General features: G+C 66.0%; 19 protein-coding genes and 2 pseudogenes. 9 read left to right on the top strand and 12 right to left on the bottom strand.

Annotated features, from left to right (window positions below; all coding sequences use genetic code 11):
* The first annotated feature begins 37 nt into the window (after positions 1-37).
* A complete protein-coding gene (locus OV287_RS15230; RefSeq protein WP_267534738.1) occupies positions 38-5575 on the top strand; it encodes an Ig-like domain-containing protein in 5538 nt (1845 codons plus the stop codon).
* Between the two features lie 11 nt (positions 5576-5586).
* Here the strand turns inward: OV287_RS15230 and OV287_RS15225 are convergent, their stop codons facing one another.
* The 3 genes and pseudogenes from OV287_RS15225 to OV287_RS15215 all read right to left on the bottom strand — a co-directional run bounded on the left by OV287_RS15225 (position 5587) and on the right by OV287_RS15215 (position 7985).
* Positions 5587-6087 (bottom strand): hypothetical protein, encoded by a 501-nt coding sequence (locus OV287_RS15225; RefSeq protein WP_267534737.1) that lies wholly within the window; start codon positions 6085-6087, stop codon positions 5587-5589.
* A 29-nt stretch (positions 6088-6116) separates the two neighbouring features.
* A complete protein-coding gene (locus OV287_RS15220; protein WP_267534736.1) occupies positions 6117-6827 on the bottom strand; it encodes a hypothetical protein in 711 nt (236 codons plus the stop codon).
* A 283-nt stretch (positions 6828-7110) separates the two neighbouring features.
* Positions 7111-7985: pseudogene (locus OV287_RS15215) on the bottom strand (LysR family transcriptional regulator).
* On the opposite strand from OV287_RS15215, the gene OV287_RS15210 reads away from it, so the two are divergent.
* The 3 genes from OV287_RS15210 to OV287_RS15200 all read left to right on the top strand — a co-directional run bounded on the left by OV287_RS15210 (position 7980) and on the right by OV287_RS15200 (position 11630).
* Positions 7980-8357 (top strand): hypothetical protein, encoded by a 378-nt coding sequence (locus OV287_RS15210; RefSeq protein ID WP_267534735.1) that lies wholly within the window; start codon positions 7980-7982, stop codon positions 8355-8357. The pseudogene OV287_RS15215 and the gene OV287_RS15210 sit on opposite strands and share 6 nt — an antisense overlap.
* Positions 8358-8457: 100 nt before the next feature.
* Positions 8458-10239 carry a serine hydrolase domain-containing protein gene (locus OV287_RS15205; protein WP_267534734.1) on the top strand — a complete coding sequence of 594 codons (1782 nt, stop codon included), beginning with the start codon at positions 8458-8460 and terminating at the stop codon, positions 10237-10239.
* A 173-nt stretch (positions 10240-10412) separates the two neighbouring features.
* A complete protein-coding gene (locus OV287_RS15200) occupies positions 10413-11630 on the top strand; it encodes a Dickkopf N-terminal cysteine-rich domain-containing protein (RefSeq protein ID WP_267534733.1) in 1218 nt (405 codons plus the stop codon).
* 89 nt (positions 11631-11719) lie between these two features.
* On the opposite strand, the gene OV287_RS15195 is transcribed toward OV287_RS15200, so the two are convergent.
* The 7 genes from OV287_RS15195 to OV287_RS15165 form a co-directional block, all read right to left on the bottom strand.
* Complete coding sequence (locus tag OV287_RS15195) at positions 11720-12286, bottom strand: DUF1801 domain-containing protein (protein WP_267534732.1); 567 nt, start codon at positions 12284-12286, stop codon at positions 11720-11722.
* Between the two features lie 338 nt (positions 12287-12624).
* The gene (locus OV287_RS15190) at positions 12625-13071 is read right to left on the bottom strand and encodes an SRPBCC family protein (protein WP_267534731.1); all 447 of its coding nucleotides are present in this window, start codon (positions 13069-13071) and stop codon (positions 12625-12627) included.
* Positions 13068-13397, bottom strand: coding sequence for an ArsR/SmtB family transcription factor (locus OV287_RS15185; RefSeq protein WP_267534730.1), 330 nt, complete (start codon positions 13395-13397; stop codon positions 13068-13070). The genes OV287_RS15190 and OV287_RS15185 overlap by 4 nt, the downstream gene beginning before the upstream one ends.
* A gap of 300 nt (positions 13398-13697) precedes the next feature.
* Complete coding sequence (locus OV287_RS15180) at positions 13698-14084, bottom strand: PPC domain-containing protein (RefSeq protein ID WP_267534729.1); 387 nt, start codon at positions 14082-14084, stop codon at positions 13698-13700.
* Between the two features lie 179 nt (positions 14085-14263).
* Positions 14264-15196, bottom strand: a complete 933-nt coding sequence (locus OV287_RS15175; RefSeq protein ID WP_267534728.1) for a M12 family metallopeptidase — start codon at positions 15194-15196, stop codon at positions 14264-14266.
* A gap of 189 nt (positions 15197-15385) precedes the next feature.
* The gene (locus OV287_RS15170) at positions 15386-15967 is read right to left on the bottom strand and encodes a YdeI/OmpD-associated family protein (RefSeq protein WP_267534727.1); all 582 of its coding nucleotides are present in this window, start codon (positions 15965-15967) and stop codon (positions 15386-15388) included.
* A complete protein-coding gene (locus tag OV287_RS15165) occupies positions 15954-16382 on the bottom strand; it encodes a VOC family protein (RefSeq protein ID WP_267534726.1) in 429 nt (142 codons plus the stop codon). Before OV287_RS15165 ends, OV287_RS15170 begins: the two co-directional genes overlap by 14 nt.
* Before the next feature lie 81 nt (positions 16383-16463).
* Here OV287_RS15165 and OV287_RS15160 point away from each other — a divergent pair, with 81 nt between their 5' ends.
* From OV287_RS15160 to OV287_RS15150, 3 genes and pseudogenes are all read left to right on the top strand, one after another.
* A complete protein-coding gene (locus OV287_RS15160) occupies positions 16464-17180 on the top strand; it encodes a helix-turn-helix transcriptional regulator (RefSeq protein WP_267534725.1) in 717 nt (238 codons plus the stop codon).
* A gap of 110 nt (positions 17181-17290) precedes the next feature.
* On the top strand, positions 17291-18052 hold the full coding sequence (locus OV287_RS15155; RefSeq protein ID WP_267534724.1) for a CobW family GTP-binding protein: 762 nt from the start codon (positions 17291-17293) through the stop codon (positions 18050-18052).
* Between the two features lie 15 nt (positions 18053-18067).
* Positions 18068-18283, top strand: a pseudogene (locus OV287_RS15150) (IS3 family transposase); the annotation flags it as partial.
* Between the two features lie 59 nt (positions 18284-18342).
* Here the strand turns inward: OV287_RS15150 and OV287_RS15145 are convergent.
* Positions 18343-19206, bottom strand: a complete 864-nt coding sequence (locus OV287_RS15145) for a hypothetical protein (RefSeq protein ID WP_267534723.1) — start codon at positions 19204-19206, stop codon at positions 18343-18345.
* Positions 19207-19542: 336 nt separating this feature from the next.
* Here OV287_RS15145 and OV287_RS15140 point away from each other — a divergent pair, with 336 nt between their 5' ends.
* The gene (locus OV287_RS15140) at positions 19543-20475 is read left to right on the top strand and encodes a transposase (protein WP_267534722.1); all 933 of its coding nucleotides are present in this window, start codon (positions 19543-19545) and stop codon (positions 20473-20475) included.
* Positions 20476-20509: 34 nt separating this feature from the next.
* Here the strand turns inward: OV287_RS15140 and OV287_RS15135 are convergent, their stop codons facing one another.
* Entirely contained in the window at positions 20510-21538 is a 1029-nt protein-coding gene (locus OV287_RS15135) for a nucleoside hydrolase (RefSeq protein WP_267534721.1), read from the bottom strand.
* Between the two features lie 50 nt (positions 21539-21588).
* On the opposite strand from OV287_RS15135, the gene OV287_RS15130 reads away from it, so the two are divergent.
* Entirely contained in the window at positions 21589-21780 is a 192-nt protein-coding gene (locus OV287_RS15130) for a hypothetical protein (RefSeq protein ID WP_267534720.1), read from the top strand.
* Positions 21781-21944 lie beyond the last annotated feature (164 nt).

Genomic DNA, 21944 nt, shown 5'->3' with positions numbered 1-21944 from the left:
GAATGCTATCGTCCACCCATCAGCAAAGGAGCAGGTGGTGAGGCCTTTCTCCATCTCGATGCAGTCGCTGGCGGTCTCGATTTTGTGCCTGTGGCTCTCCGGCGGGTGCGACGAGCTCCAGCGTTCGTCTTCGCAGCAGGAGAGGCCGGGCTCGCCGGCACGAGCGCTAGAGGCGCCTTTCGATGTCCACGCGGTCGTCCGTCAGGTCCGGTACGCCTACCGGGAGGAGGGCCACGGCTGGCGAGGCGGGTATCAGACGTACGACGTACGCGTTCGCGCCGACGTCGGCCTGGAGCTGAGCCCGTACCACTGGCCGGCGCCGTCCCAGCTCGACGCGGATCGCGGAGAGCCGGGGTCGAGGCTCGAAGGATCGGCGCTGAAGCTGGGCCCAGCGACCTTCTCTCGCGGCGGCCGGGCGATGAAGTCGCGGCAGCCGGTGGTGGCGCAGCGGCCGGACGGGACGCTCGAGCTGAGAACACAGGCAGCCACCGAGCACCTGGTGAACCGCGAAGCCGGCGTGGAGCAGTCCTGGTCGTTCTCCACGCTGCCGGAAGGAAACGGTGAGCTCTCCATCGAGGTTCCGGTGGCGGGCCTCGAGTACGTGGGGACCACGGAGAGCGGGTTGCACTTCGCGGACCCCATCAGCGGCGTTGGGGTCCGCTACGGTCACGGGACCTGGATCGACGCCGACGGCGTCACCACCTCCGTCCCGGCGCGGCTGGAGCGCGGGCGTATCCTCCTCCGCGTCCCCGAGTCGACGCTGAAGGCGAGCCGCTTCCCGGCGGTGCTCGACCCGGTCATCTCTCCTGAAATCGGGATGGACAACCCGGTGTCCGGCCCCGCGTTCGAATCCCAGGACTTCCAGACGGTGGCGAGCAATGGCACCGGCTACCTGGTCGTCTGGGGCGAGTACCGGCACGAGAGCACCACCGATATCTATGGGGCCCGGGTCGGCGCGAACGGCGTGGTGCAGGATGCGGCCGGGCTGGTCATCGCCCGCGGCACCTACGATCGGGACAGCATCGACGTGACCAGCAACGGCACCGATTACCTGGTGGTCTGGCGCGAGATCCGCGGCGGCGGCTCGATTGGCGACATCTACGGCACGCGGGTGACCTCCGCGGGCGTCGTGCTGGACCCGAACCACATCGCCATCTGCACCGCCAGTGGCTCACAGGGCGAGCCCACCGTCGCCAGCAACGGCACCGGCTACCTCGTCGTCTGGGTAGATGGCAGTACCGGCGAGGGCAACATCTCCGGCGCCCGGGTGACCTCCGCGGGGATCGTCCAGGACTCGAACGGGATCGCACTCTCGACCGCCCCCGGGAACCAGTGGTTCACGGAGGTGGCGAGCAACGGGTCGGATTACCTCGTCGTGTGGCGTGATGACCGCGGCTCGAGTCCCGACATCTATGGGACGCGAGTGACCTCCGCTGGCGTCGTACAGGACCCGGCGGGGTTGATGATCTCCAGCGCCCTCAATTTTCAAGATCTTCCGTCGGTGGCGAGCAACGGCTCGGGCTACCTCGTCGTGTGGCATGATCAGCGAAACCTCATCTATAGCTCCGACATCTACGGCGCCCGGGTGACCTCCGCGGGCGTAGTGCAAGACCCGGCCGGGATCGAGATCAGTACCCGGAGCAACAGCTCCCAGGCCGCTCCGACCGTTGCGAGCATCGGCTCCGAGTACCTGGTCGCGTGGCACGACTCGCGGAACAGCAGCACCGACACCGACATCTACGCCGCGCGCGTGTCGTCCGCGGGCACCGTGCTGGACCCATCGGGCATTGCCATCTCCAACGCACCGGAAAAACAGCTGATGCCGAGGCTGGCGACCAATGGGACCGCGTACCTGGTGGTGTGGCGGGAGTTCCGGAGCGGAAACGGCGTCGATGTCTACGGAGCACGGATCGCCGCCAACGGGTCGGTCCAGGATCCTTCCGGTATTCCCATCTCCACCGCCGCCAATACCCAGAAGACTCCGGCGCTCGCGAGCAACGGAACCGACTACCTGGTGGTCTGGCAGGACTACCGGAACAGCAACCAGATCGACCTCTACGGCACCCGGGTGAACGCTTCGGGGACGGTGCTGGACGTCTCCGGGCTCGCGTTGTCGACCGCCATCAAGAGCCAGCTATCCCCGGCGGTGGCGAGCAACGGCACGGACTACCTCGTGGTCTGGGGGGATACGCGGAACGGCACCGCGGGCGATGTCTACGGCACGCGCGTGACCTCCGGCGGCGCGGTTCTCGATCCTTCAGGGCTGGCGCTGTCCACCGCGGCGAGCGGCGAGGGCTCCCCGGCGGTGGCGAGCAATGGCACCGACTACCTCGTGGCGTGGATGGACTCGCGCAACGGCACCAGCAATTTCGATATCTTCGGGACTCGCGTGACCCCTTCCGGCGAGGTGCAGGAGCCCTCGGGCCTGGCGATCACCACAGCCACCGGCAACCAGCAGTACCCCGCGGTGGCCAGCAACGGGACCGACTACCTTGTCACCTGGATGGATCTGCGCACCAGTTGGGACATCTACGGAGCGCGCATCTTTGCCTCCGGGGTGGTGCGGGACAGCCCCGCGTTCGCCATCTCCACCGCGTCGCGCTCACAGCAGTACCCGTCGGTGGCGAGCAACGGCACCGACTACTTCGTCGCCTGGCAGGACGATCGCACGGGACTCAGCGGCACCACCTGGGACATCTACGGGACGGCGGTGAGCTCCGCGGGGGCAGTGCAGAGCCCCACCGGACTGGCCATCAGCACCGCTTCGAACTATCAGCATTACCCATCGGTGGCGAGCAATGGCACCGACTACTTCGTCGCCTGGCAGGACTTCCGCAGCGCCAGCGTGTGGGCGATCTACGGCGCTCGAGCGACTTCCGCCGGCAGCCTGCCAGACGGCACGGGCTTCGAGATCGCGTCGGGGACGTACAACACGGAGGCGCCGCAGGTCGCCTCCACCGGCGCGAACCGGTACCTGATCGCGTACCAGGGCTTCCACGAGTCGAGCACCACGAACGCCTTCCGTATCCGAGCTCGCTTCGTGACCTACACCACCAGCGGGCAGCCGCGCGCCAGCGATGGCACCGCCACCACCTCGGAAGACACCCCCGTCACCGTCACCCTGGCCGCCACCGATCCGGAGAGTCAGCCGCTGACGTACAGCGTGGTGGGAACCTCTCAGAGTGGGCAGGTGAGCCTCAGCGGCAAAGTCGCCACCTTCACTCCGGCGCCGGACTTCTCCGGGACCGCCAGCTTCCGGTTCAAGGCCCATGACGGCGAGAACTCGTCCAACGTGGCCAAGGTGACCATCACCGTGACACCGGTGAACGATGCGCCGACCGCCAACAACCAGGCGGTGACCACTGCCGAGGAGACGCCGGTCACGGTGACGCTCACGGGGTCGGATCCGGACGGCGACGCGCTCACCTTCACGGTGACCCGGTCGCCTGCCAGCGGCACGCTCTCTGGAACCGCTCCGGACCTCACCTACACCCCGAACACCAACTTTCTGGGCTCGGACTCGTTCGAGTTCGTGGCGAACGATGGGAACGGCGCCGTCTCGGCAGCGGCGACCATCAGCATCACGGTGACGGACGTGAACGACCCGCCGACGGCGAACGCTCAGTCGGTGTTGCTCCCCGAGGATGGCGCCGCCGTCATCGGACTCACCGGCTCCGATCCCGAAGGCAACCTGCTCACCTTCACCCTCGTCACCCAGCCCGCCAATGGCACGCTCTCGGGCTCACCGCCCAACGTCACCTACACGCCCAACGCGAACTTCCACGGGGCGGACGCCTTCACCTTCGTCGCCAGCGACGGGACCCTCACCTCCGCCCCGGCAACCGTCAGCATCAGCGTGACGCCAGTGAACGATCCGCCCCAGGCGACGGCGCAGCCGGTTTCGACCGCCGAGGACAGCGCCACCGCCATCACCTTGACGGGCACCGACATCGACGGCGACCCGCTGACCTTCACCGTGTCCAGCTCTCCCGCCAACGGCAGCGTGACCGGAGCTCCGCCCAACCTGACCTACACGCCCAAGGCGAACTTCCATGGCACGGACTCCTTCACCTTCGTCGCCAACGACGGCGCGCAGGTGTCCACCCCGGCGACGGTGAGCATCACGGTCAACCCGGTGAACGACGCGCCAGCGGCGAACGCGAGCTCGCTGACGGCGAGCGAGGACACCGGGACCGCCATCGTGCTCACTGGCTTCGACGTGGACGGTGATTCGTTGACCTTCACCGTGTCGACGCAGCCCACCAACGGCACGCTGTCCGGAACGCCGCCGAACCTGACCTACACACCGGACGCGGACTTCCACGGGTCGGACTCCTTCGCCTTCGTCGCTCGCGACACGGCGCTCAGCTCGATGCCTGCCACCGTGTCGGTGACGGTCACGCCCGTGAACGATGCCCCCGTCGCGAACGCGCAGTCGGTCCAGGTGGAGGAGCGGAGCTCGGTGGTGATCACCCTCACCGGCACGGACGTCGATGGCGATACGCTCACCTTCATCGTGGTGTCCCAGCCCACCGACGGCACCCTGACCGGGACGCCGCCCGAACTCTCCTACCAACCTCCCGCCGGCTTCCGCGGAGCGACCGAGTTCACCTTCAAGGCCAGCGACGGCGCGCTCGAGTCGAGCGTGGCGACGGTCCGCATCACCGTGAACAACGCGCCGCCGGCCGTCACCGCCGCCGCCAGCAGCCTGAGCCCTCTAGAGGGCCAGCAGGTCGACTTCAGCGCGACCGCCGCCGATCCGGATGGCGATGTCCTCACCCTGTGGTGGGACTTCGGTGATGGGACTCACTCGGACCAGCAGAACCCGGTCCACACCTTCGCGGACGAGGGCACCTATGAGGTGACCGTCACCGTCTCCGATGGCACGCGAAGTACCACCGCGGCGCTGGAGGTTACTGTGCGCAACGCGGCTCCGAACGTGGTCCCGGCCGAGGGGACGGCCACCGGTGAGGAGGGCACCGAGGTGGTGCTGGAGGCCGCAATCAGCGATCCGGGCGTGGGTGATGCGCTCACCGTCGTATGGGACTTCGGAGACGGCAGCCCTGTGGTGACCGGAGAGCGGGTGACGCACACCTATTCCGACGACGGGACGTACCAGGTCACAGTGACTGCCACCGACGACTCGGGGGCCTCGACCACCGGGACGCGTCAAGTGGTGATCGCCAACGTGCCACCCATCCCGCGGCAGATGGCGACGATCCGAGTCACCGCCGGAGAGCTGGCGACGGCGGCGCTGGACGCCACCGACCGGGCGGGAACCGCGGACCCGCTCACGTGGTCGCTGCTCGAAGGGCCCGGGCAGGTGAGCCCGGCTGGCGCGTATAGCTGGCAAACCCAGAGCAGCGACTCGGGGAGTTTCGTTGTCCGCGCCAGGGTCTCCGATGGCGAGGGAGGTACGGCCGATTCCGTTTTCACGGTGGAGGTCGTCGGTCCTGCCGCCGGCAGCTGCAACTGCGCGTCGGCGGACGGCGCGTCGTCGATCGCTTACGGCCTCATCACACTGCTCGCATCTGCGCGGCTGCGCCGCCGACGCGCGACGTCGGCGGTGCGGTGATGTGTTGCTCGCTACCGCCTTGCGGGAGCCATCACTGCGCTCTGGCTGTAGGTGTCGCAGAGCGCCAGGTACTCGTCGCTGTCGATGTCGAGCGCCGCCACTCGCATCTTCTTGACCTTGGGCTTCTTCAGCGTGGTCTTGATTTGAATCAGCTTGAGGGTGGGGATACCCATGTAGGACTGGCTGAGATAGGTGTTCTCGGTCATGTCGCCCCAGCCAATCAGCAGGCCGTCCTCGAAGCTGATGCCGTCCCGGCCAATGGTCAACGCGGGCTTGTCCAGCTTGCCCAGCGGCCGCAGGCAGCCGTAGAGCATCCAGAGCGCGGCGCAGGTAATCACCGCGCCGACCGCCATCCCACTCGTGTTGCCCATCATCCGAAAGGTCAGCGCACCAAAGAAGGCGGTGGCCAGCGTCCAGATGAGCGCGCCCACGATGAGCTTCGTGCGGGAGTAGTAGACCTCACGCGGCTTCTGCGTCTTCTGCTTGTTCTGGGATGAGCTGTAGATTTCCATGAAGTGTGACCTGCGAGAGGAATGAGAAATCAGCCGGCCAGCCGTTGCGACAGGTAGGCCAGGAGGACGGGCGCATTGACGATTCGGGCCTCGTCAATCTTGAGCGGTCTGCCCTGGGCGGTGATGATCAGCTCGCGCGTCGAGACACCGTCGTCGAACTCGTCCTGGAAACGGATGTTCTCGATGTCGTCCCAGCGCATCAGCCGCTTCTTGTGCGTCAGCCCGGCGCCGCTAAGCGTGAGCGGCCCAAACTTCACCACCTTGCCCGCCTCGACTTGCCGCTGCACGCCCTGCAGCAGTGCCTCGACGACGTGGTCCGTCACGTGGCCGTACAGCGCCTCCGCGTCGCTCCACAGGTTCAGCCGCAGCCGGTAGGTTCCTCCGCGGTGGTGCAGGACGAGCCGGTCGTGATTCTGCACCGTGACGATGGCGCTCACGTTCCGCCACGCGATTCGCGTGTCGCCAGCGCGCAGGCCTTCCTCATCCACCTCCAGCTTGGGCGGAGCGACCAACCAGGCGAAGAGGTCGCTGGCGCGCCAGGCGATGAAATAGATGCCGCAGGGGATGCCCAGCAGGAGGATGAAGGGCGCAGAGCGGTAGCGGAAGAGCCCTTCGATGAAGCTCCGTGGCAGCAGGTAGATCGAGCCGAATGAGAGAAACGCCGCGACCACCAGGTAAATCAGGATGAAGCCAGCGACGAGCCAATACAGGACGGGCGTGGGAAAGACCCGAGTGTGCAAGTGCTTCAGCGAAGCCTCCATGATGGCCAGAGCCAGCTTCGAGAGCCGCGTCGAACAGGGCGCGCCATATAAACAATCGCGTGTGTCTTTTCGACGAGAATCGTCGTCACGCTGCGAGTGAACCTGGCCTGGCTCGGTGCGCCCATATTTCGCACACCGAGTGATATTTCAGCAGGCTCAGGTGTGGCGAAATCGAGAAACGAAGACTGTTCTCACCTTGCGAGATGGGTTGAGCGTGTCTTCTTGAAACACAGTCTTTTCATGCTTGCTGGCCCCAGCCGGCTCAATCGAGCCGGAGCCGTTCGAGCAGGAATGTCCGCAGCGCCGCCACTCGAGGAGGCAGCTCCCGAGGCGGACGGGACACGAGGAACAGCGGTGCTCCGGCGAGGCTCACCGAGGGCAGCACCCTCATGAGCGTGCCCGCCGCGACGTCCTGGCTCGCCAGGAATGTCGGCAGCACCGCCACGCCTCCCCTGCTCGCGCCACCGCCGCCAGCAGCCCGAAGTCCTCGCAGCCCACCGCCGCCACCGGTGGCTGCTGGCCCAACGGTCCCACGGAGAACGAGCGCCTCCGGGGACCCGGCTCGGGCCACAGTCCTTCATGGGCCTTGAGGGACTCCAGGCGCTCCGGGACTCCTCTGCGCTCCAGGTACGCGGGGGCCGCGAAGAACCCCGCCGTCAGCTCGCCCAGCTTCTTCGCCACCACCGAGCCCGGCCCCGGCCGTCCCACCCGCAGCGCGAGGTCCACCTCGTCCCGCACGAACTCCACCAGCGCCTGCTCCAGCCGGACCCTGACCCGCACCGCTGGATACCTCACGCGGAACGCCGCCAGCACGGGCGCGAGCAGGGCCCTCCCTACGTCCGGCGTCGCCGTCACCACCACTTCTCCCTCGGGAACCGAGCGCTGATCCGGTACCAGCCGGACCGCCTGCTGCAACCCACCCAGGAGCGGCGCCACCCGGGCCGCGAGCGCCGCGCCCTCGGCCGTCAACCGCACCACCCGCGTCGTCCGCTGGAGCAGCGGTGTCCCCAGCGCCTCCTCCAGCGCGTGGATGGAGCGGCTCACCCTCGACTTGTCCACCCCGAGCTGCTTCGCCGCCGCGGTGAAGCTGCCCGTCCGCGCCACCGCCTCGAACGTGGTCAGGAGGTTCAGATGCACCGGCGCCACCCCGGCTACGACGGCAGCGCCGGGCCTCGGGAGCAGACGATGTTCTTCCGGCTCGACTACACGACGGCGCCCAACGGAGTGCGCTCCACCATCCAGTCCAGCCTCGGAAATGGACAGGGCGAGAGCGACCGCGAATTCCGCGAGGCCCGGCTGGAGCTACACCCGGAGATCAGCTCGTTCGCCCCGTTCAATCTCTACCGCATCACCCAGCACTACGCCTACGAGAGCGCCTCGCTCTCCGAGACCGTGGAGCTCATCAAGCGGAAGGACGGCACCGAGACGCACTGGGTGCGCAACCACGAGACCGCGACCCTGTTCGCGACCCACCCCTTCCAGGCCGCTCCCACCGTCTGGACGAAGTGACCGCTGGCCCAACCCTCGCCGCTGAGCGAAATAGGTCCCGGGGTCATACGTAGAGTGGAAAACGGCATTGGTCCTGCCCCCCCACCGAAGACCCCTCTCCATGCCCCGCACAGCTCGAGTCCACCTGGCAGCCCTGCTGGTCCTGATGTCAGTGCCGTACCGGTCACGCGCGGCGGAGCCGCCCTCCTCCGCCAGCGCGGATCCCGCGGCACGGCTCGTGGGAGTCTGGGGAAGCGAGCGCGTCTTCGGCCCCGAGGTTCGTGGCGAGCTCACGCTCGTCCGGGACGGGGACACGTGGCAGGCCAGGATCGCCGGCTTCGAGGTGGCAGGGCGTCTGGAGAAGGGAACGCTCTCGGTGGTCCTGCCTGGAGGCCAGGGAGAATTTCGCGGAACGCTGTCTTCCAATGGGCAGAAGATCCGCGGTCACTGGATCCAACCCAAGGTCATCGTGGGCGGCACCCGGTACGCCACGCCCGTCGAGCTCCGCGCCATTCAAAAGGACGTCTGGCGCGGCGACGTGGTGCCGCTGGACGACCGGTTCACGCTCTACCTGGTGGTTCAACAAGCGACGGATGGAACCCTCCGCGCCTTCCTTCGCAATCCCGAGAAGAACTTCGGCAGCCGGTTCTCGTTTCGCGTCTCCTTGACGGGCACGACGCTCCGGCTCGTCGACCCTCAGCAGCCCAACATGGCCTTCGAGGGAACCTACGATGAAAAATCCGAGCGGCTGACCCTCCCCATCCTGTTCCTGGGTCCCTTCGACTTCACTCGGCGCGATCGCAACCAGGCTCCGGGCCTCCATGCCCGCACGCCCGCTCCAGGTCCATATTCCTATCGCAAGCCGATCGCGGAAACGGATGGCTGGGCGACGGCGTCCCTCACGGAGGTAGGCATCGACCCGCGCCCCATCACCGCCTTGGTGCAACGAATCCTCGACACCGAATCGGGCCCCGGCGCGGCTCCTGCCATCCAGGGGTTGCTCATCGCACGCCATGGAAAGCTCGTCCTGGAGGAGTACTTCCAGGGCTTCGACAAGGAGCGCCCCCACGATCTCCGCTCCGCCTCGAAGACCTTCGCGCCCATGCTCATCGGCATCGCCATCGACCAGGGGGCCCCCCTCCGCGCTGAGTCACCCGTCTACCCGCTGTTCCCCGAGTACCCCAGCACCGGCGATACGGATCCGCGGAAGTCCGCGCTGACAGTGGAACACCTGATGACGATGACGTCGGGCTTCGCCTGTGACGACAACAACGACGACTCCCCCGGCAACGAGAACCGGCTCCAGGACCAGGAAACCGACTGGTACCAATACACGCTGGAGCTGCCACTCGAGCACGCCCCCGGGGGAGAGAGCGCCGTGTATTGCTCCGCCGGCATCAACCTGCTCGGGGGAGTCCTCCGCAACACGACGCGCTCCTGGGTGCCGGAGTTCTTCGAGCGAACCCTTGCCACCCCCCTCCAGATGAGCCGGTACCACATCAACCTGATGCCGACGGGTGAGGCCTACCTGGGGGGCGGTCTCTACATGCGCCCACGCGATGCATTGAAGCTGGGGCAGCTCTACGTGGCTGGCGGTGTTTGGAACGGAAAACGGGTGGTCAGCAAAAGCTGGGTTGAGCGCTCCACGGCCCGCCACGCGAACATGAGCGCCGAGAGGACGTATGGGTATGCCTGGTGGCGTCATGACATCCGCGTCGGCGATCGGACCTATGCGGAGTATGAAGCCGGCGGCAATGGCGGGCAGTTCGTGATGGTCGTTCCCGAGCTCGACCTCACCGTGATGTTCACGGGGGGCAACTACGGTCAGTTTCCGGTCTGGAAGAAGTTCCGGGAGGAGCTACTTCCGCAATTCATCCTCCCGGCCATCCAGGCCCGACGTTGATGAGGGCCGGCCCGGGCGTGACTCGCGGTGCGGGTAACCGTCACATCCGGAGCCGCGGGCACATCGTGGTTTCGCCGCGCTGGACGGGCCGCCGGCCCGGCGCTCATGCTGAACGGATGACGCAAACCACGCACGAAGCTGCGCCTGATGGAGAATCGCGGAAACACGCGGGGATGAGGACGACGCGGATCGACCGCACCGTGCTCATCGCCTCCGTCGCACTCATGGCCCTCACGACCGTGGCATGCCGTGAGAAACCGCAACCCCCCTCCGAAGGGCCTCCGACCGATCCCGTGGCGCTCCAGGACTACTGTGCGCAACGGCGCGAGGCCGATTGCCGCAACCGCGTCCGCTGTGGCGAGGCCGAGAGCGTCGAGACCTGTCTGGAGGCCCTCTACCGCAACACCGCCGTGGACGATGCCTGCATGGCGCGCGAGGCCTACGCGGTTGCGCGCGGGCACGGCACCTACGATGCGCAGCAGGCCAGGACCTGCCTCAACGCCTACATGGAGACCGCCGCCTGCCACCTCCGGATGGAGGATCTGGAGGAGTGCCGCGGCGTGTTCGCGGGCTCCGTCCCGGTCAACGGCGCCTGTGAAGTGAACGAGGAGTGCACCCCGGACGCGTACTGTGACCTCACCGCGGACGCGTGTCCTGGCACCTGCCGTTCCCGGAAGGAGGTAGGACAGCCCGCGGCCGATACACGCGAGTGCGCCCAGGGACTCTACCGCTCGTGGAACGGAATGTGTGCGGCTCCTGCCCAGGTGGGTGAGTCCTGTGCCTCGAGCGTATCGTGCGTTCACAACGCGTTCTGCAATAGCACGACCGAGCTGTGCGAGCCCCAGCGCGTAGAAGGAGAAGCCTGTAAACGCGGATACGAGTGCATGCGCGGCCTCGCCTGCCCTGACGGCACCTGCGTGCCGCTCCGCGGTCCAGGCGAATCCTGCGAGAACTTGAACGTCTGCAAGGCGGACCTGAGCGGCTGCGTCGCCAATAGCGACCGGTCGAACACCTGTACAACCGCCGGGGCGGAAGGTGAAAAATGCTTCGGCCGGGGAGGTGGAATCACCTATCTCGATCGCGCCTGCCAGCGGGGCCTCTTCTGTGAGAGCTATCATCAGGTCATCCTCGGGGGCCCGGGAAGCGGCTCGTGCGCGCGGCTCGTACCCGAGGGAGGCGCGTGTGCAGGGTGGATGGACGACCTGCTGTACATGTACCACCAGCGCGAATGTGAGCCCGGGCTCCACTGCGCCACCAACAACGGCGGGACGTGCCAGCAGCAACTGCAAGCAGGGGCCGCGTGTGATTCGAGCGTCGCGGGGGCGTGCGTGCCGGGCCTCTCCTGCATCGAAGGGCGCTGCGGGCTGAGTCGCTGCGCGACCGGTCCCTGAGCCTCCTGGCTCCAAACCCTCTCTCCCGGGGCGGGCGCCTGTGCTCCACTGGGCGCCCCGCCTCATGGACAGCTCCTCAGGACGGCCGGCTAAGGAACCCAGCCGGGCAACGCGGCGGCCTGTTTCACCCAGGACGCCACCTGGGCCTCGTCGAGCTCGTCGCCTTCGCGGATGTCGAGGTAGCGCGTGTTCTTGTCCTTGCTGGGGCCGGGCGGGAGCGGTCGCAGCGACGTGCCGTAGAAGAAGGTCACCTTGACGTAGTGGGTGAAGACGTGGAACCCCAGGAACCAGCCCTGGCCTTCGATGCCGTACAACGGCGTGTTCCACTTCACGGCCTTGCGCACGTTGGGCACGTTCCGCACGATGAGCGCGTCGAGCCAGCGCCCGATATCACTCTTCCAGCCCGGCATCGCGGCGATGTACGCCTGCACCGGGGCGTCGCCGTCGGCCTTCGCGATTTGCGGATTGCCGCCTGAAAGGAGTCTCACCGGCTTGGCCGTACGTGCACCGGGCTTGGCCTTGGTGCCTGCCTTCGGCGTGGACCTGGCCTTGAGGCCTGCCTTCGGCGTGGACCTGGCCTTGGTGGCCGACTTGCGTGGCTTGCTTGCGCGCGACGTGCCCTTGGCCTTGTTGGGCTTCGCTTTGCTCTCAGTCATCGTTCGTCCCCATTTTGTTCCTCGAAGGCCGCGTGGATGCGCACCATCTTCATCTCGGTCCGCCTTGCCATTCTTGTGTGAGCGACGCAGCCTTTCGTCGTGCGGCCGGCTACCCGTTCAACTGGCGCGTCGCCCGCTGCGCCACCTGGTGGCATACGGCAGCACGAACAAGTACAGACCGGTGAATAGGAGCACGATAAGCGGGAACAGCGCCAGGAGGCCCACCCAGACGGCAGGCTTTTCCTGTCCCATGCTGGCGATGCGGATCGGGCATACCTACAAGTACTGAGTAACCACCTTCCCGGTGGTCACCCAGCAGGCCACGAGCCTCTACCGGCTCATGAGCTCTTCGCGAGCAGGTCGACGAGCTTCCCGCCCATCATCTTCCAGCCGTAGCGCGCGCCACCAAAGTTCTGCTTCTGTTCCGGCTTGAAGCCCGACTGCACGAGGGACAGGCGGGTGCCCGACGCAGTGGGCGTGAGCGTGAAGGTCACGACGGTGTCGAGGGCCATGTCGCCGACGACCCACGTGTAGCTGATCTTCTTCTTCGCTTCGATCTCGAGGAGCCGGCAATTCACGGTGCCGTCCCAACCGGGCATCGGCTGCGTCTTGAATGCGAACGCCGCCCCCGGCTCGAGCTTGAGACCGACGACGGGCAGGAGCCACTCCTGGAGCAGTTCGGGGATGGTGAGGGCGCGCCACACCTTCTCCGGCGGATGATGCAAATCGAATTCGAACGAGAGGGATTCAGTCTGCGATTTCGCGGTCGTGTCGACGGGAATCATTGGTCCATTTTCTCCAGCAGTTGTTCAAGGCGATCGACGTGCTCCGTCCAGAAGGCACGGTAGTGCGCGATCCAGTCGATGAGAGGTTTCATCCCACGCGGCTCCACCCGGTAGTAGACACAGCGCCCCTCGCGCCGGCCGCTCACCAGGCCGGCGTCTTTCAAAGCGGCGAGGTGCTGCGAAACCGCCGGCTGCGAGATGTCAAAGCGCGCCGTGAGATCTTTCACCGCCGCTTCGCCACGCGTGAGCGATTCGAAAATCGCCCGACGGCTGGGGTCCGCCAGCGCCTGGAAGATCTTGTTTTCGGCCACGACCGCGCTCTGCATGCACAACACATAAGCTGTCGCTTATTGGTTGTCAAGCGCGCGGATCGGGCCGCACGGGCTCGGCGGAACAGGGGGCATGCGCCTCACGAGCCTCCTCGTGCAGCACGTCGCAGGCCACGTCGACGTCGACAGGATGGACACCAGCGGCGCGTGCTCTCAGAGAGCGGGCCCTCCGCGATGAGCCGCCCCCCTGCTGGGTTTACGTAGGAGTTCCGGCTGCTTACGCCGCCTCCTGTCCCATGCCGAGCTGTGTTGAGAGCGCTCCAGCGCGGGTCTGCTGGAGCGCTGTACACCTGCGAGCTATTCGTACGCGGCCTTCACGTCGTAGGTGCCGGAGGTCAGGTAGGTCTGGAGGTACCAGCTACCCGGGGGCGGGTTGGTGATGGTGCAGACCTGCTTGATGCCCACGTACTCCGACTTGCAGGTGTACTTCGTTGTCGAGGGAGGCTTGAGGTTCAGGATGTACAGGTCCACATCACCCGGGTCGCGCGAGGTCCCTGTCGGGCCCTGGGTGGTGACGGTCAGCTTCGTGGCGCCCTCCGGCACGGCAATCTTGAGCCCGACGTTCTCGGACAGGTCGACCAGGGCCGCTCCGTTCAGCAGGAACGGATGGGTGACGTCGTCATCCCATCCGTCGACGCCGGTGACCAGGGTGACGGTGTTGCCCCAGGACGCCGATGAAGGCACCTTCGGGGCGACGCAGAGAGAATACGCCTGCTCCTGGAGGATGCCGCGCTACGTCTGGCGCTCGCCAAGCTCGGCGAGTTGGTGTCAAAGGAATCGAAATGCGGGGTTGAGGGAGAACCTACCTCGCCCAGGCCATCACCAGGCTCCTCAACCCCGAGGAGCCCGTGCTGGCAGCATGACTAGCATTGATACAACTTGTGTAGCTTCTTGACATCGAGCGCCGTGAGGCCCGGCTTGTCGTAGGGCTCGGCGATCCGAGCGCCCCGCTGCTTGGGCACCATGGTGTCCCGCCCATTGTTTGTGAACGCCTGGGCGCCGTAGTGCATGATGGATGCATACTCATAGGGGATGTCCTGCGTCGTGCAGTCCCTACAGACGTCGAACTGACTCTCCATCCCCCGGCCAATGTTCTGGAAATTGATGGTGATGAATTGGTCGCGATCCGGCCGGCTCTGCTCATGATAGAAGCCAAGGGCATGCATGAGCTCGTGGACGGCCGTGCCCTTGAACTCACAACCCTGCCCCAGGCTGAGCTCCTGCTCTCCATTGTGGATGTTTCCGACGTACGAGTAGCACCCCTGCCCAAAAAACACGGTGACGAAGTCCTTCTCCCGGGTTTGGGGGATGAGGCGAACACACGTCTTCGCGTTGAACTCAGCGATGGCCTGCTGAAGAGCCGCCTGTGCCTGGCGAGGCAGACTGGGGTGTACCTTGTACGGGACGACAACCTTTCCATCGACCTTGGGCCATTTCAAGTACGGGTCCCTGATAACACTCTCTTTCGAGATGGCATTCATCACGTGCTCGTACGATCCCACGACCATGTCTCCTTCGGTGATGGCCAGATTGCCCCTCTTCACGATGCTCATCGGGGAGCGTGAGGAGGCGCCAAAGCGCACGGCCCGGATGGTCGTGGGCTCTCCATCCCCGCTCAATGTTTGCCAGGGTGCCAGCGGCTTTGACTCGGCAGCGGGTGGCGTCTCCTTATCCCCCTCGGGCTCCGTGGCCACGGGCACCTTCTTCCCCATTGCCTTCTGCGCATGGGACGCCATGAAGGGAATGACAACCAACAAAACCAAGACAAGAGAATACAACAATCGGGATCGGCTCATGGAGTGATTAGAACCCAGGCAGACAGGCACGCAAGATCTTGACGACCTGCCGTCGTCGTGTCGCGCCGAAGTCGCACGCGGACTCAAGGCCAGTCGAGGGTGAGGCACACTCCCTCGGCGCCGACCATCCACAGATGCTTGCCGTCAGCTGTCCCGTGCAGATGGGTGAGTTGGCCGCTGAGAATGTGCTCAATGCGCCTCGAGCGAGGCGACGATGCGGCGCAGCTGGCTCGCACGCCCCTTCTCGGTGCGCGCCGTCACGACCTTGAGGACGAGCGCATACCGCCGCGTCCTGCCGAGCCCATCGAAGGCAAGCGCGGCCCGTGGGCTCGCCGACAGCGCGGACGCGAAATCACTCGGGACCGTGGCGTTTCGCTGCGACTCGTAGGCGGAGGCCCAGCGCCCATCGGCCTTGGCGGCCTCGACCTCGGCGAGACCGGCGGGCCGCATCCTGCCCGCGGCGAGCAACGCCTCGACCTTCCTCACGTTCACGAGAGACCAGCGACTGCGCGGCCGGCGCGGGACGTACTTCTGAAGGTAGAAGCGCTCGTCGAGTGACCTCCGCTGACCGGATATCCACCCGAAACAGAGCCCCACGTCGACCGCCTCGTCGTCCGTCAGCGAGGGAACGTTCGTGCCCTTCTTGGCGAGCTTCAGCCAGACCCCGGCGCGGGCATCGACGTGCGCCTCGAGCCACGCCTCGAACCCCGCCGCGTCGCGGAACATCCTCACCGGGGCTTCGTCGACGGCGCGCCGCTCAGCGCGAGCCATGGCGGGCCCCCAGGACGTCGAGGTAGTGACGATTGAACATGATGCCCAGCACGTTGCCGAAGGGGTCGATGACCGACGCCGTGACGAAGCCGGGGCCACGCTCGGTGACACCCTCGAGGGGCTCGGCCCCCAGCGCGAGCAGCCGCGCGAGCGCTCCAGCGACGTCGTCGACGTGCCAGTAAAGGATGGCTCCACCCCGGTTCGTGGCGAGCCCCGGAGGCGCGAACCGCCGGTCGATGATGCCCAGTTCATGCTGGTAGTCGCCGAGACGGAACTCGACGTAGCCGGGACCACGCCCGGCGGCCTCGCTGCTGAAGTAGGGCTCGACGCCCAGCAACTCCGCGTACCAACGGGTCGCGGCCCGCAGGTCGTCCGCCCAGAGGCTGATGGTGCTCATTCCGCGCAAAAGGGTCATGGGTCTCTCTCGTGCTCTGGCCGCGTTCACTCGCGACCCAGTGAATCTGTCCCCAAAAGGTGACAGAATGAGTCACGTTTGATGCGCGAACCCGTCACCGACCGCCTGGACCGCGTCCTCGGCCTCCTCGCCTCTCGACCTTCCTGGACGGCCCCCGAGCTGGCGGCCGAGCTGGGCGTCTGCGTGCGGACCGTCCGGAGAGACCTGTCCCGGCTCGCGGCGCGTGGCGTCCCCATCGAGTCGGACGCGGGTCGAGGCGGCGGCGTGCGCGTGCCGGCTCGGAGGGGGCTGGGGCGCGTTCAACTCGACGCACGGGAAGCGCTCGACCTCCTGCTCGCACTGGCGCTCGCGGAGCGGCTGGGCTCCCCCCTCCTGCTCTCGACGGTCAAAGGCTTGCGGCAGAAGCTCTCCGCCGCGTTTCCGCCGGAGGAGCGCGCACGCGTGAGCGGGCTCCGCCGGAGGATTCTCGTCGGTCCCACCTCGAGGAACGTCGCCGAGTCGTGGAAGGCACCCCGCGCCGCCGTGCTCCGTCCCATCCAGGAGTCGTTCTTCGAGCAGCGCGCGCTCGAGCTGACATACCGCGCGAACGAGGTGCGCACGGTGCGCGTCGTGGAGCCGCACTACCTCCTGCTCAGCTGGCCCGCCTGGTTCCTGCTCGTCTGGGACCACCTGCGCGGGGCGGTGCGCATGCTCCGCGTCGACCGCATCGAGTCGGCGCGCCTCACCGAGTCGACGTTCCGCGTGCGGGACTCGGAGTCGATGCTCGCCACGCTCGGTGACGTCTTCGCCACGCTCTGAGCCGTGGCCCCGCGGGCACTCCCCTGCCCCTTCCTCCGACACATGCGCGGCTGGAGGCCGGCGGAGACCGTCTCTAGACGCACGCGCCCTTCCTTGAGCTCCACCACGGCATGGCCATCGGGAGCATCTGGGAGGTTGAGCGGGACGGGGGCCTCATCGGAGATCTGCCAGTCCAGCTCTGTGTCGACCAGCTTCGCCTGTGGGATAGGCCGCCGCTCTCGGAGTCGAGGGCTCGGGTGTGGATCCTTCTGGGACTTGCGGGCGTGGCGCTGCGTCGGCGGTCCTTCGACGATGCACGGACCCTGCTCGAGGGGGCCGTGGCGCTCGTGGACTCACCCGCTGCACAGCTCGAGCACCACCTTGCGACATGCTACCTCTTGACCCGCCTCGACGCGGACGTGAGGCGAGCGGAGGCCGCCGCGCGCCCACACCTGGAGGCGGCCCGACGCATTCTGGAGACGGTCCGAGCAGAGCTGGACCCATCGGACGCGGCATGCTTCCAGGCCCGCCTGCTCGATCATGAGGCCTTCGATGCCAACCGGCGGGGTGACTCCGCTCGAGCGCTCGCGATGTATCGCTCCCTGCCGGCCGAAGACGTGCATCCCTTTGCCAGCTATCGCCGAGATGCAGGGCTGGCGTTCGGCCTCCATCGCCAAGGCGCCCACGATGAGGCGCTCCGGCTGGCGCAGCGTGCCTGTGAGCACGCAGGCGATGGTGGGTACGTGCGCTTACGGGTGATGGGATTGCTGATGGTCGCGCGCATCCAAGGGGCATCGCACAATGCGAGCACGTTGACCCGAGCCGCAGCCATCGCGAAGCGGCTCGAGGATCCCGAGCTGTTGATCCGGGTGGAGCGTGCGCAACCCAAGTGAATTCAGGTCCGCCGCAACTGTTGGGACAACGCCGTCGTGGCGAGCTTCTTCAGCACCTTGAAGCAAGAGCTTGCCTACACCACGGACTTCGCCACGCATGAGCAGGCTCGGTTGGCGCGCTTCGATGACATTGAGGTCTTCTACAACCGTCAGCGCCGACACTCGGCCTTGGGCTACGTCAGTCCCGTGGATTTCGAGCTTGCGACCTTACCGCAGAAGTTGGCAACATAACCCCACTGTCCACGTAACCGAATCAAGCCCAAGCCAGTTCATGCCGGCGACGGAGGCACCTACACCCCCGCGAGGAGCTGCCTCACGGTCTTGGTGCTCTTGAGGAGCCCTTCCCAGCCTTCTTTGTTCTTGGTGATGGAGGCGATGATGTTCTGACGGATCTCCTCCACGGTCGCTGGGTTCGTGTTGAAGCGGCACTGGACCGTCGACTTGTCATGCACTGGCGCCATCTTGAGGAAGATGGCCTTGCGACCCTGAAGGACCGCCTGGTCGATGGCGTTGAAGCTCTTTCCCTGGGCAATCTTCCAGGTCGCTCGGTACTTCCGCTCCCACTGCGCCTTGGCTTCCTCAGTCAGGTCGTTGTATTCGAGGTCCGTCCCCAGCCTGATGCAGGTGAGCGTCATGTCATTGTGGACGGCCGCTTCCAGCAGCGGAAGGAACGCCATCCGGTCGCGTTCTTCAATGTTCTCTATGGACCGGGCCAGCGAGTAGTGGCCGAAATAGCTCTGGTAGACACAGGCCTTGCGCTCGATGCACTCGATGAAGAAGGAGTGAACCGAGAGCGTGCAGCGGCAGTACCAACGCTTCTTGTTGCTGATCATCTCGAAGATGATCTTGCTCAAGAATGCACCGGTGGAAGTCACCACCAGTTGCCCCTTCTTCGCATCGAACGGCCTGGAGGTGATCTCGTCCAGCCACGCGGACGTCGCGCCGCAGGAGCCGGAGAACTGCTCCGCCAGGATCCAGTCGAAGTAGTCCTTGAAGGGCCTGTCCAGCAACTCCTCCACGCTATCCTGCAGCGCTTCGTCTGGGCTGCGCGCGGTGTCGAGCACGGCACTGGGCGGCAGCGTGCGGATCTCCAGCTCGCTCAGCGATAGACTTCTCTTCGAGGCGACATCCTGCATGATCTCTGCGATTCGCACGGGCCAATTATCTCGGTGCCTTGGGAGAGCACAAATATCCGGCGAGAAGGGTGTCAGAGAAGGGTGTCAGAGGATTCGCGAGAAGGGTGTCGAGAAGGGTGTCAGAGGATTCGCCGAGAAGGGTGTCAGAGGATTCGCGCGACACGACCCCGAGAAGGGTGTCCGAGAAGGGTGTCCAACGAGAAGGGTGTCAGAGGATTCGAAATGCGGGGTTGAGTGAGAGAGGCTCGGCGTGGACGGGTAACCGACCGTTCTTCAAGTCCTTTTGAGGACTTGCGATTGGCCCGTGGGGTGCATCTGGCCTGGCCGCTCGCAACTCGCACGCAGGGGATGGGGATGGGTTGGCCGCTGAGAATGTTCCAGGAGGAGGGCTTCTATTTCGTCACGTCCAGGTGCTTTCAAGGACGGTTGCTGCTGCGGCCCAGTCCGCAGGTGAACGAGGTGGTGGGAGGCGTACTGGCGCGCGCCGTCCAGCAGAGCGACGGCAATGTGCGGCTGCACGCCTTCACCTTTGCCTCCAATCACTTCCACCTGCTGGTGTGGGCAAAGGGCGCGGCGCTTGCTTCCTTCATGCAGTACCTGCGTGCCAATCTCTCCCGCAAGGTGGGGAAGTTGGTGGATTGGAGTGGGGGCTTCTGGGAGCGGCGCTACTCGGCGGAACCGGTGCTCGACGACGCCGCGATGGTGGGACGGCTGCGCTACGTGCTGGCCCACGGGGTGAAAGAAGGACTGGTGGAAAGAAGCGCCGAGTGGCCAGGGCTCACCTGCCTGCCGCAGTTGCAGGGGCCAGCCAGGCGGCTCTTCTGGTGGCTCAACTGGACGAAGCGCTGGGGCAAGCGGCGGAGTGAGGACATGGAAGAAGCGCAGGGGCGCTTCGCACAGGAGTGGGCCGAGCCGGTGGAACTGGAGTTGGCTCCCCTTCCGTGCTGGGAAGGACTGTCAGAGGAGGAGCGACAACGCAAGGTGCGGGGACTTGTGGAGCAGGTGGAAGCCGAGGCAAATGCCCGGGGTACTCCCGTTTTGGGGACTCAGGCTGTGCGGGCACAGCACCCTCATACCCGGCCCGAACACCTCAAGCGCAGCCCTCGGCCATTGGGGCATGCCTCCTCAGGCCTGGCGTTAAAGGAACTCCGTGAGCAGTACCGGGCCTTTGTATCGGCATTCCGAGAGGCAGCGGCTCGGTGGAGTCGGGGAGATTTCTCGGCCCGCTTTCCGCCATTCTCCTTCCCTCCGCGTGTCGTGCCAGGTCGTGTCGCTTTAGTTCTTTGATACCCTCTCCGACACCCTCTCTGGCCCCCACGGCCTACGGTTGGGCGGTGAGACTCTCCAGTAGAAGGTCCTCGAAGCGCTGGGCGTTGGCTCCCATGCCCACGCGCGTGCTCTGGCCACTCTCGGCCGCACGTGTCCGGCCCGCTGAGGCCCCTTCGCTCACCACCTCCACGGGTTGCGTCTGGAAGGTGACGACCTCGGGATGGAGGACCGCCATGGCCGCCAGAGGATCCCACCAGTACAGCCGGCCCAGGTCGATGCCCATGAGGATGTTGGGGTGGTTGGCGATGGCCGAGACCACCCGGGCAGCGCCGGAGGCGGAGGCCTGCTCGGCGAGGCGCTGGGCATAGGCCCGTGTCAATGGGACTTGATTGGTCGCATCCAACGGGACTAGCGAGACGCTCCCGGCCGGCAGCGAGCGCAGCACCGTGGCCGCGGCGGGCGGGTCCACGAAGATGTTGAACTCCTGAGTGTTGTCGAACCCCTCGGGCACTCCGCAGCAGAGATTGCCGGGCACAGACACAGTTCCACCCATGATGTAGGTGCGGGCGATGTGCTCTTGGAGCGTCGGCTCGGCCTGGAGCGCAGCGGCCAGGTTGGACAGGGGCCCCGTGGCCACCACGGTAACGGGCTCCGGTGAGGCCAGGGCCACCTCGGCAAGTAGCTGTGGGGCCTGCTTCGGCGTGGACTCGGCACTGGCGGTACACTCGGAGAAGACATTGGAGAGGATGCCGTCGATGCCTTCCCTCATCATGGGGGTGAAGGCATTGGGCGTGATGGGCGTGGCATCGGCCATGGGAATGTTCTTCACGCCGCAGGCCTCGAGCACACAGCGCGCATGACGCAAGGCCTTGCCCGGAAGGCCTGCACCGCTGTTGGTGACGGTTACCGCAGCGAGCCATAGGTTGCCTCGCTGATGCTCCTGGCACAGGTACGCGAGCGAGACCATGTCGTCATAGTCCGAGTCCACGTCCGCGATGACGGGCATGGGGGTGCGAGTGCAGGAGACGAGCAGCATCGCGACGAGCGCGGCGGAGGGGAGCTGGAAACGTCGGAGACGCATGGGTGTGGTTCCTTTGAGTATGGGAACCATGCCGGTCCTACCCGAACCCGGTGGTCACCTTCCACATCAGCTACGAGCTGGGCAATGGCCAGAACGACTCCTGGTACCACGGAATCGGCAACCGCATGGGTTGTTCACCCGAGCGCGGGCAGGGTCAGGCGCAGGCGGGCGCCGCCCTCGGGCCAATTCTCCGCCTCAAGCGTGCCCCCGAAGTGCCCTCCAAGGTGTCAGACGACTCGTAGGGACGACCCGTAGGGAACGAGTTGTCGGGCGAGTTCTTTGACACCTTCCCGCGGACGAGTTCTTTGACACCTTCCCGGGGGACACCTTCCCGGGTAGACGAGTTCTTTGACACCTTCCCGGAGACGAGTTCTTTGACACCTTCCCGGAGGACGAGTTCTTTGAC

The organism is Archangium lansingense (assembly GCF_026626635.1).
GTDB lineage: Bacteria > Myxococcota > Myxococcia > Myxococcales > Myxococcaceae > Archangium > Archangium lansingense.
Note: the sequence above shows the minus strand (reverse complement) of the source record. Positions and strands in the feature narration are given on the sequence as shown.

What these genes read in the sequence shown, in the direction of transcription:
- OV287_RS15225 (WP_267534737.1), bottom strand. Translation starts at nt 6,087, where the DNA reads ATGGAAATCTACAGCTCATCCCAGAACAAGCAGAAGACGCAGAAGCCG.
- OV287_RS15210 (WP_267534735.1), top strand. Translation starts at nt 7,980, where the DNA reads ATGCACCGGCGCCACCCCGGCTACGACGGCAGCGCCGGGCCTCGGGAG.
- OV287_RS15205 (WP_267534734.1), top strand. Translation starts at nt 8,458, where the DNA reads ATGCCCCGCACAGCTCGAGTCCACCTGGCAGCCCTGCTGGTCCTGATG.
- OV287_RS15200 (WP_267534733.1), top strand. Translation starts at nt 10,413, where the DNA reads ATGAGGACGACGCGGATCGACCGCACCGTGCTCATCGCCTCCGTCGCA.
- OV287_RS15195 (WP_267534732.1), bottom strand. Translation starts at nt 12,286, where the DNA reads ATGACTGAGAGCAAAGCGAAGCCCAACAAGGCCAAGGGCACGTCGCGC.
- OV287_RS15190 (WP_267534731.1), bottom strand. Translation starts at nt 13,071, where the DNA reads ATGATTCCCGTCGACACGACCGCGAAATCGCAGACTGAATCCCTCTCG.
- OV287_RS15185 (WP_267534730.1), bottom strand. Translation starts at nt 13,397, where the DNA reads ATGCAGAGCGCGGTCGTGGCCGAAAACAAGATCTTCCAGGCGCTGGCG.
- OV287_RS15175 (WP_267534728.1), bottom strand. Translation starts at nt 15,196, where the DNA reads ATGAGCCGATCCCGATTGTTGTATTCTCTTGTCTTGGTTTTGTTGGTT.
- OV287_RS15170 (WP_267534727.1), bottom strand. Translation starts at nt 15,967, where the DNA reads ATGGCTCGCGCTGAGCGGCGCGCCGTCGACGAAGCCCCGGTGAGGATG.
- OV287_RS15165 (WP_267534726.1), bottom strand. Translation starts at nt 16,382, where the DNA reads ATGACCCTTTTGCGCGGAATGAGCACCATCAGCCTCTGGGCGGACGAC.
- OV287_RS15160 (WP_267534725.1), top strand. Translation starts at nt 16,464, where the DNA reads ATGCGCGAACCCGTCACCGACCGCCTGGACCGCGTCCTCGGCCTCCTC.
- OV287_RS15155 (WP_267534724.1), top strand. Translation starts at nt 17,291, where the DNA reads ATGGCCATCGGGAGCATCTGGGAGGTTGAGCGGGACGGGGGCCTCATC.
- OV287_RS15140 (WP_267534722.1), top strand. Translation starts at nt 19,543, where the DNA reads ATGGGTTGGCCGCTGAGAATGTTCCAGGAGGAGGGCTTCTATTTCGTC.
- OV287_RS15135 (WP_267534721.1), bottom strand. Translation starts at nt 21,538, where the DNA reads ATGCGTCTCCGACGTTTCCAGCTCCCCTCCGCCGCGCTCGTCGCGATG.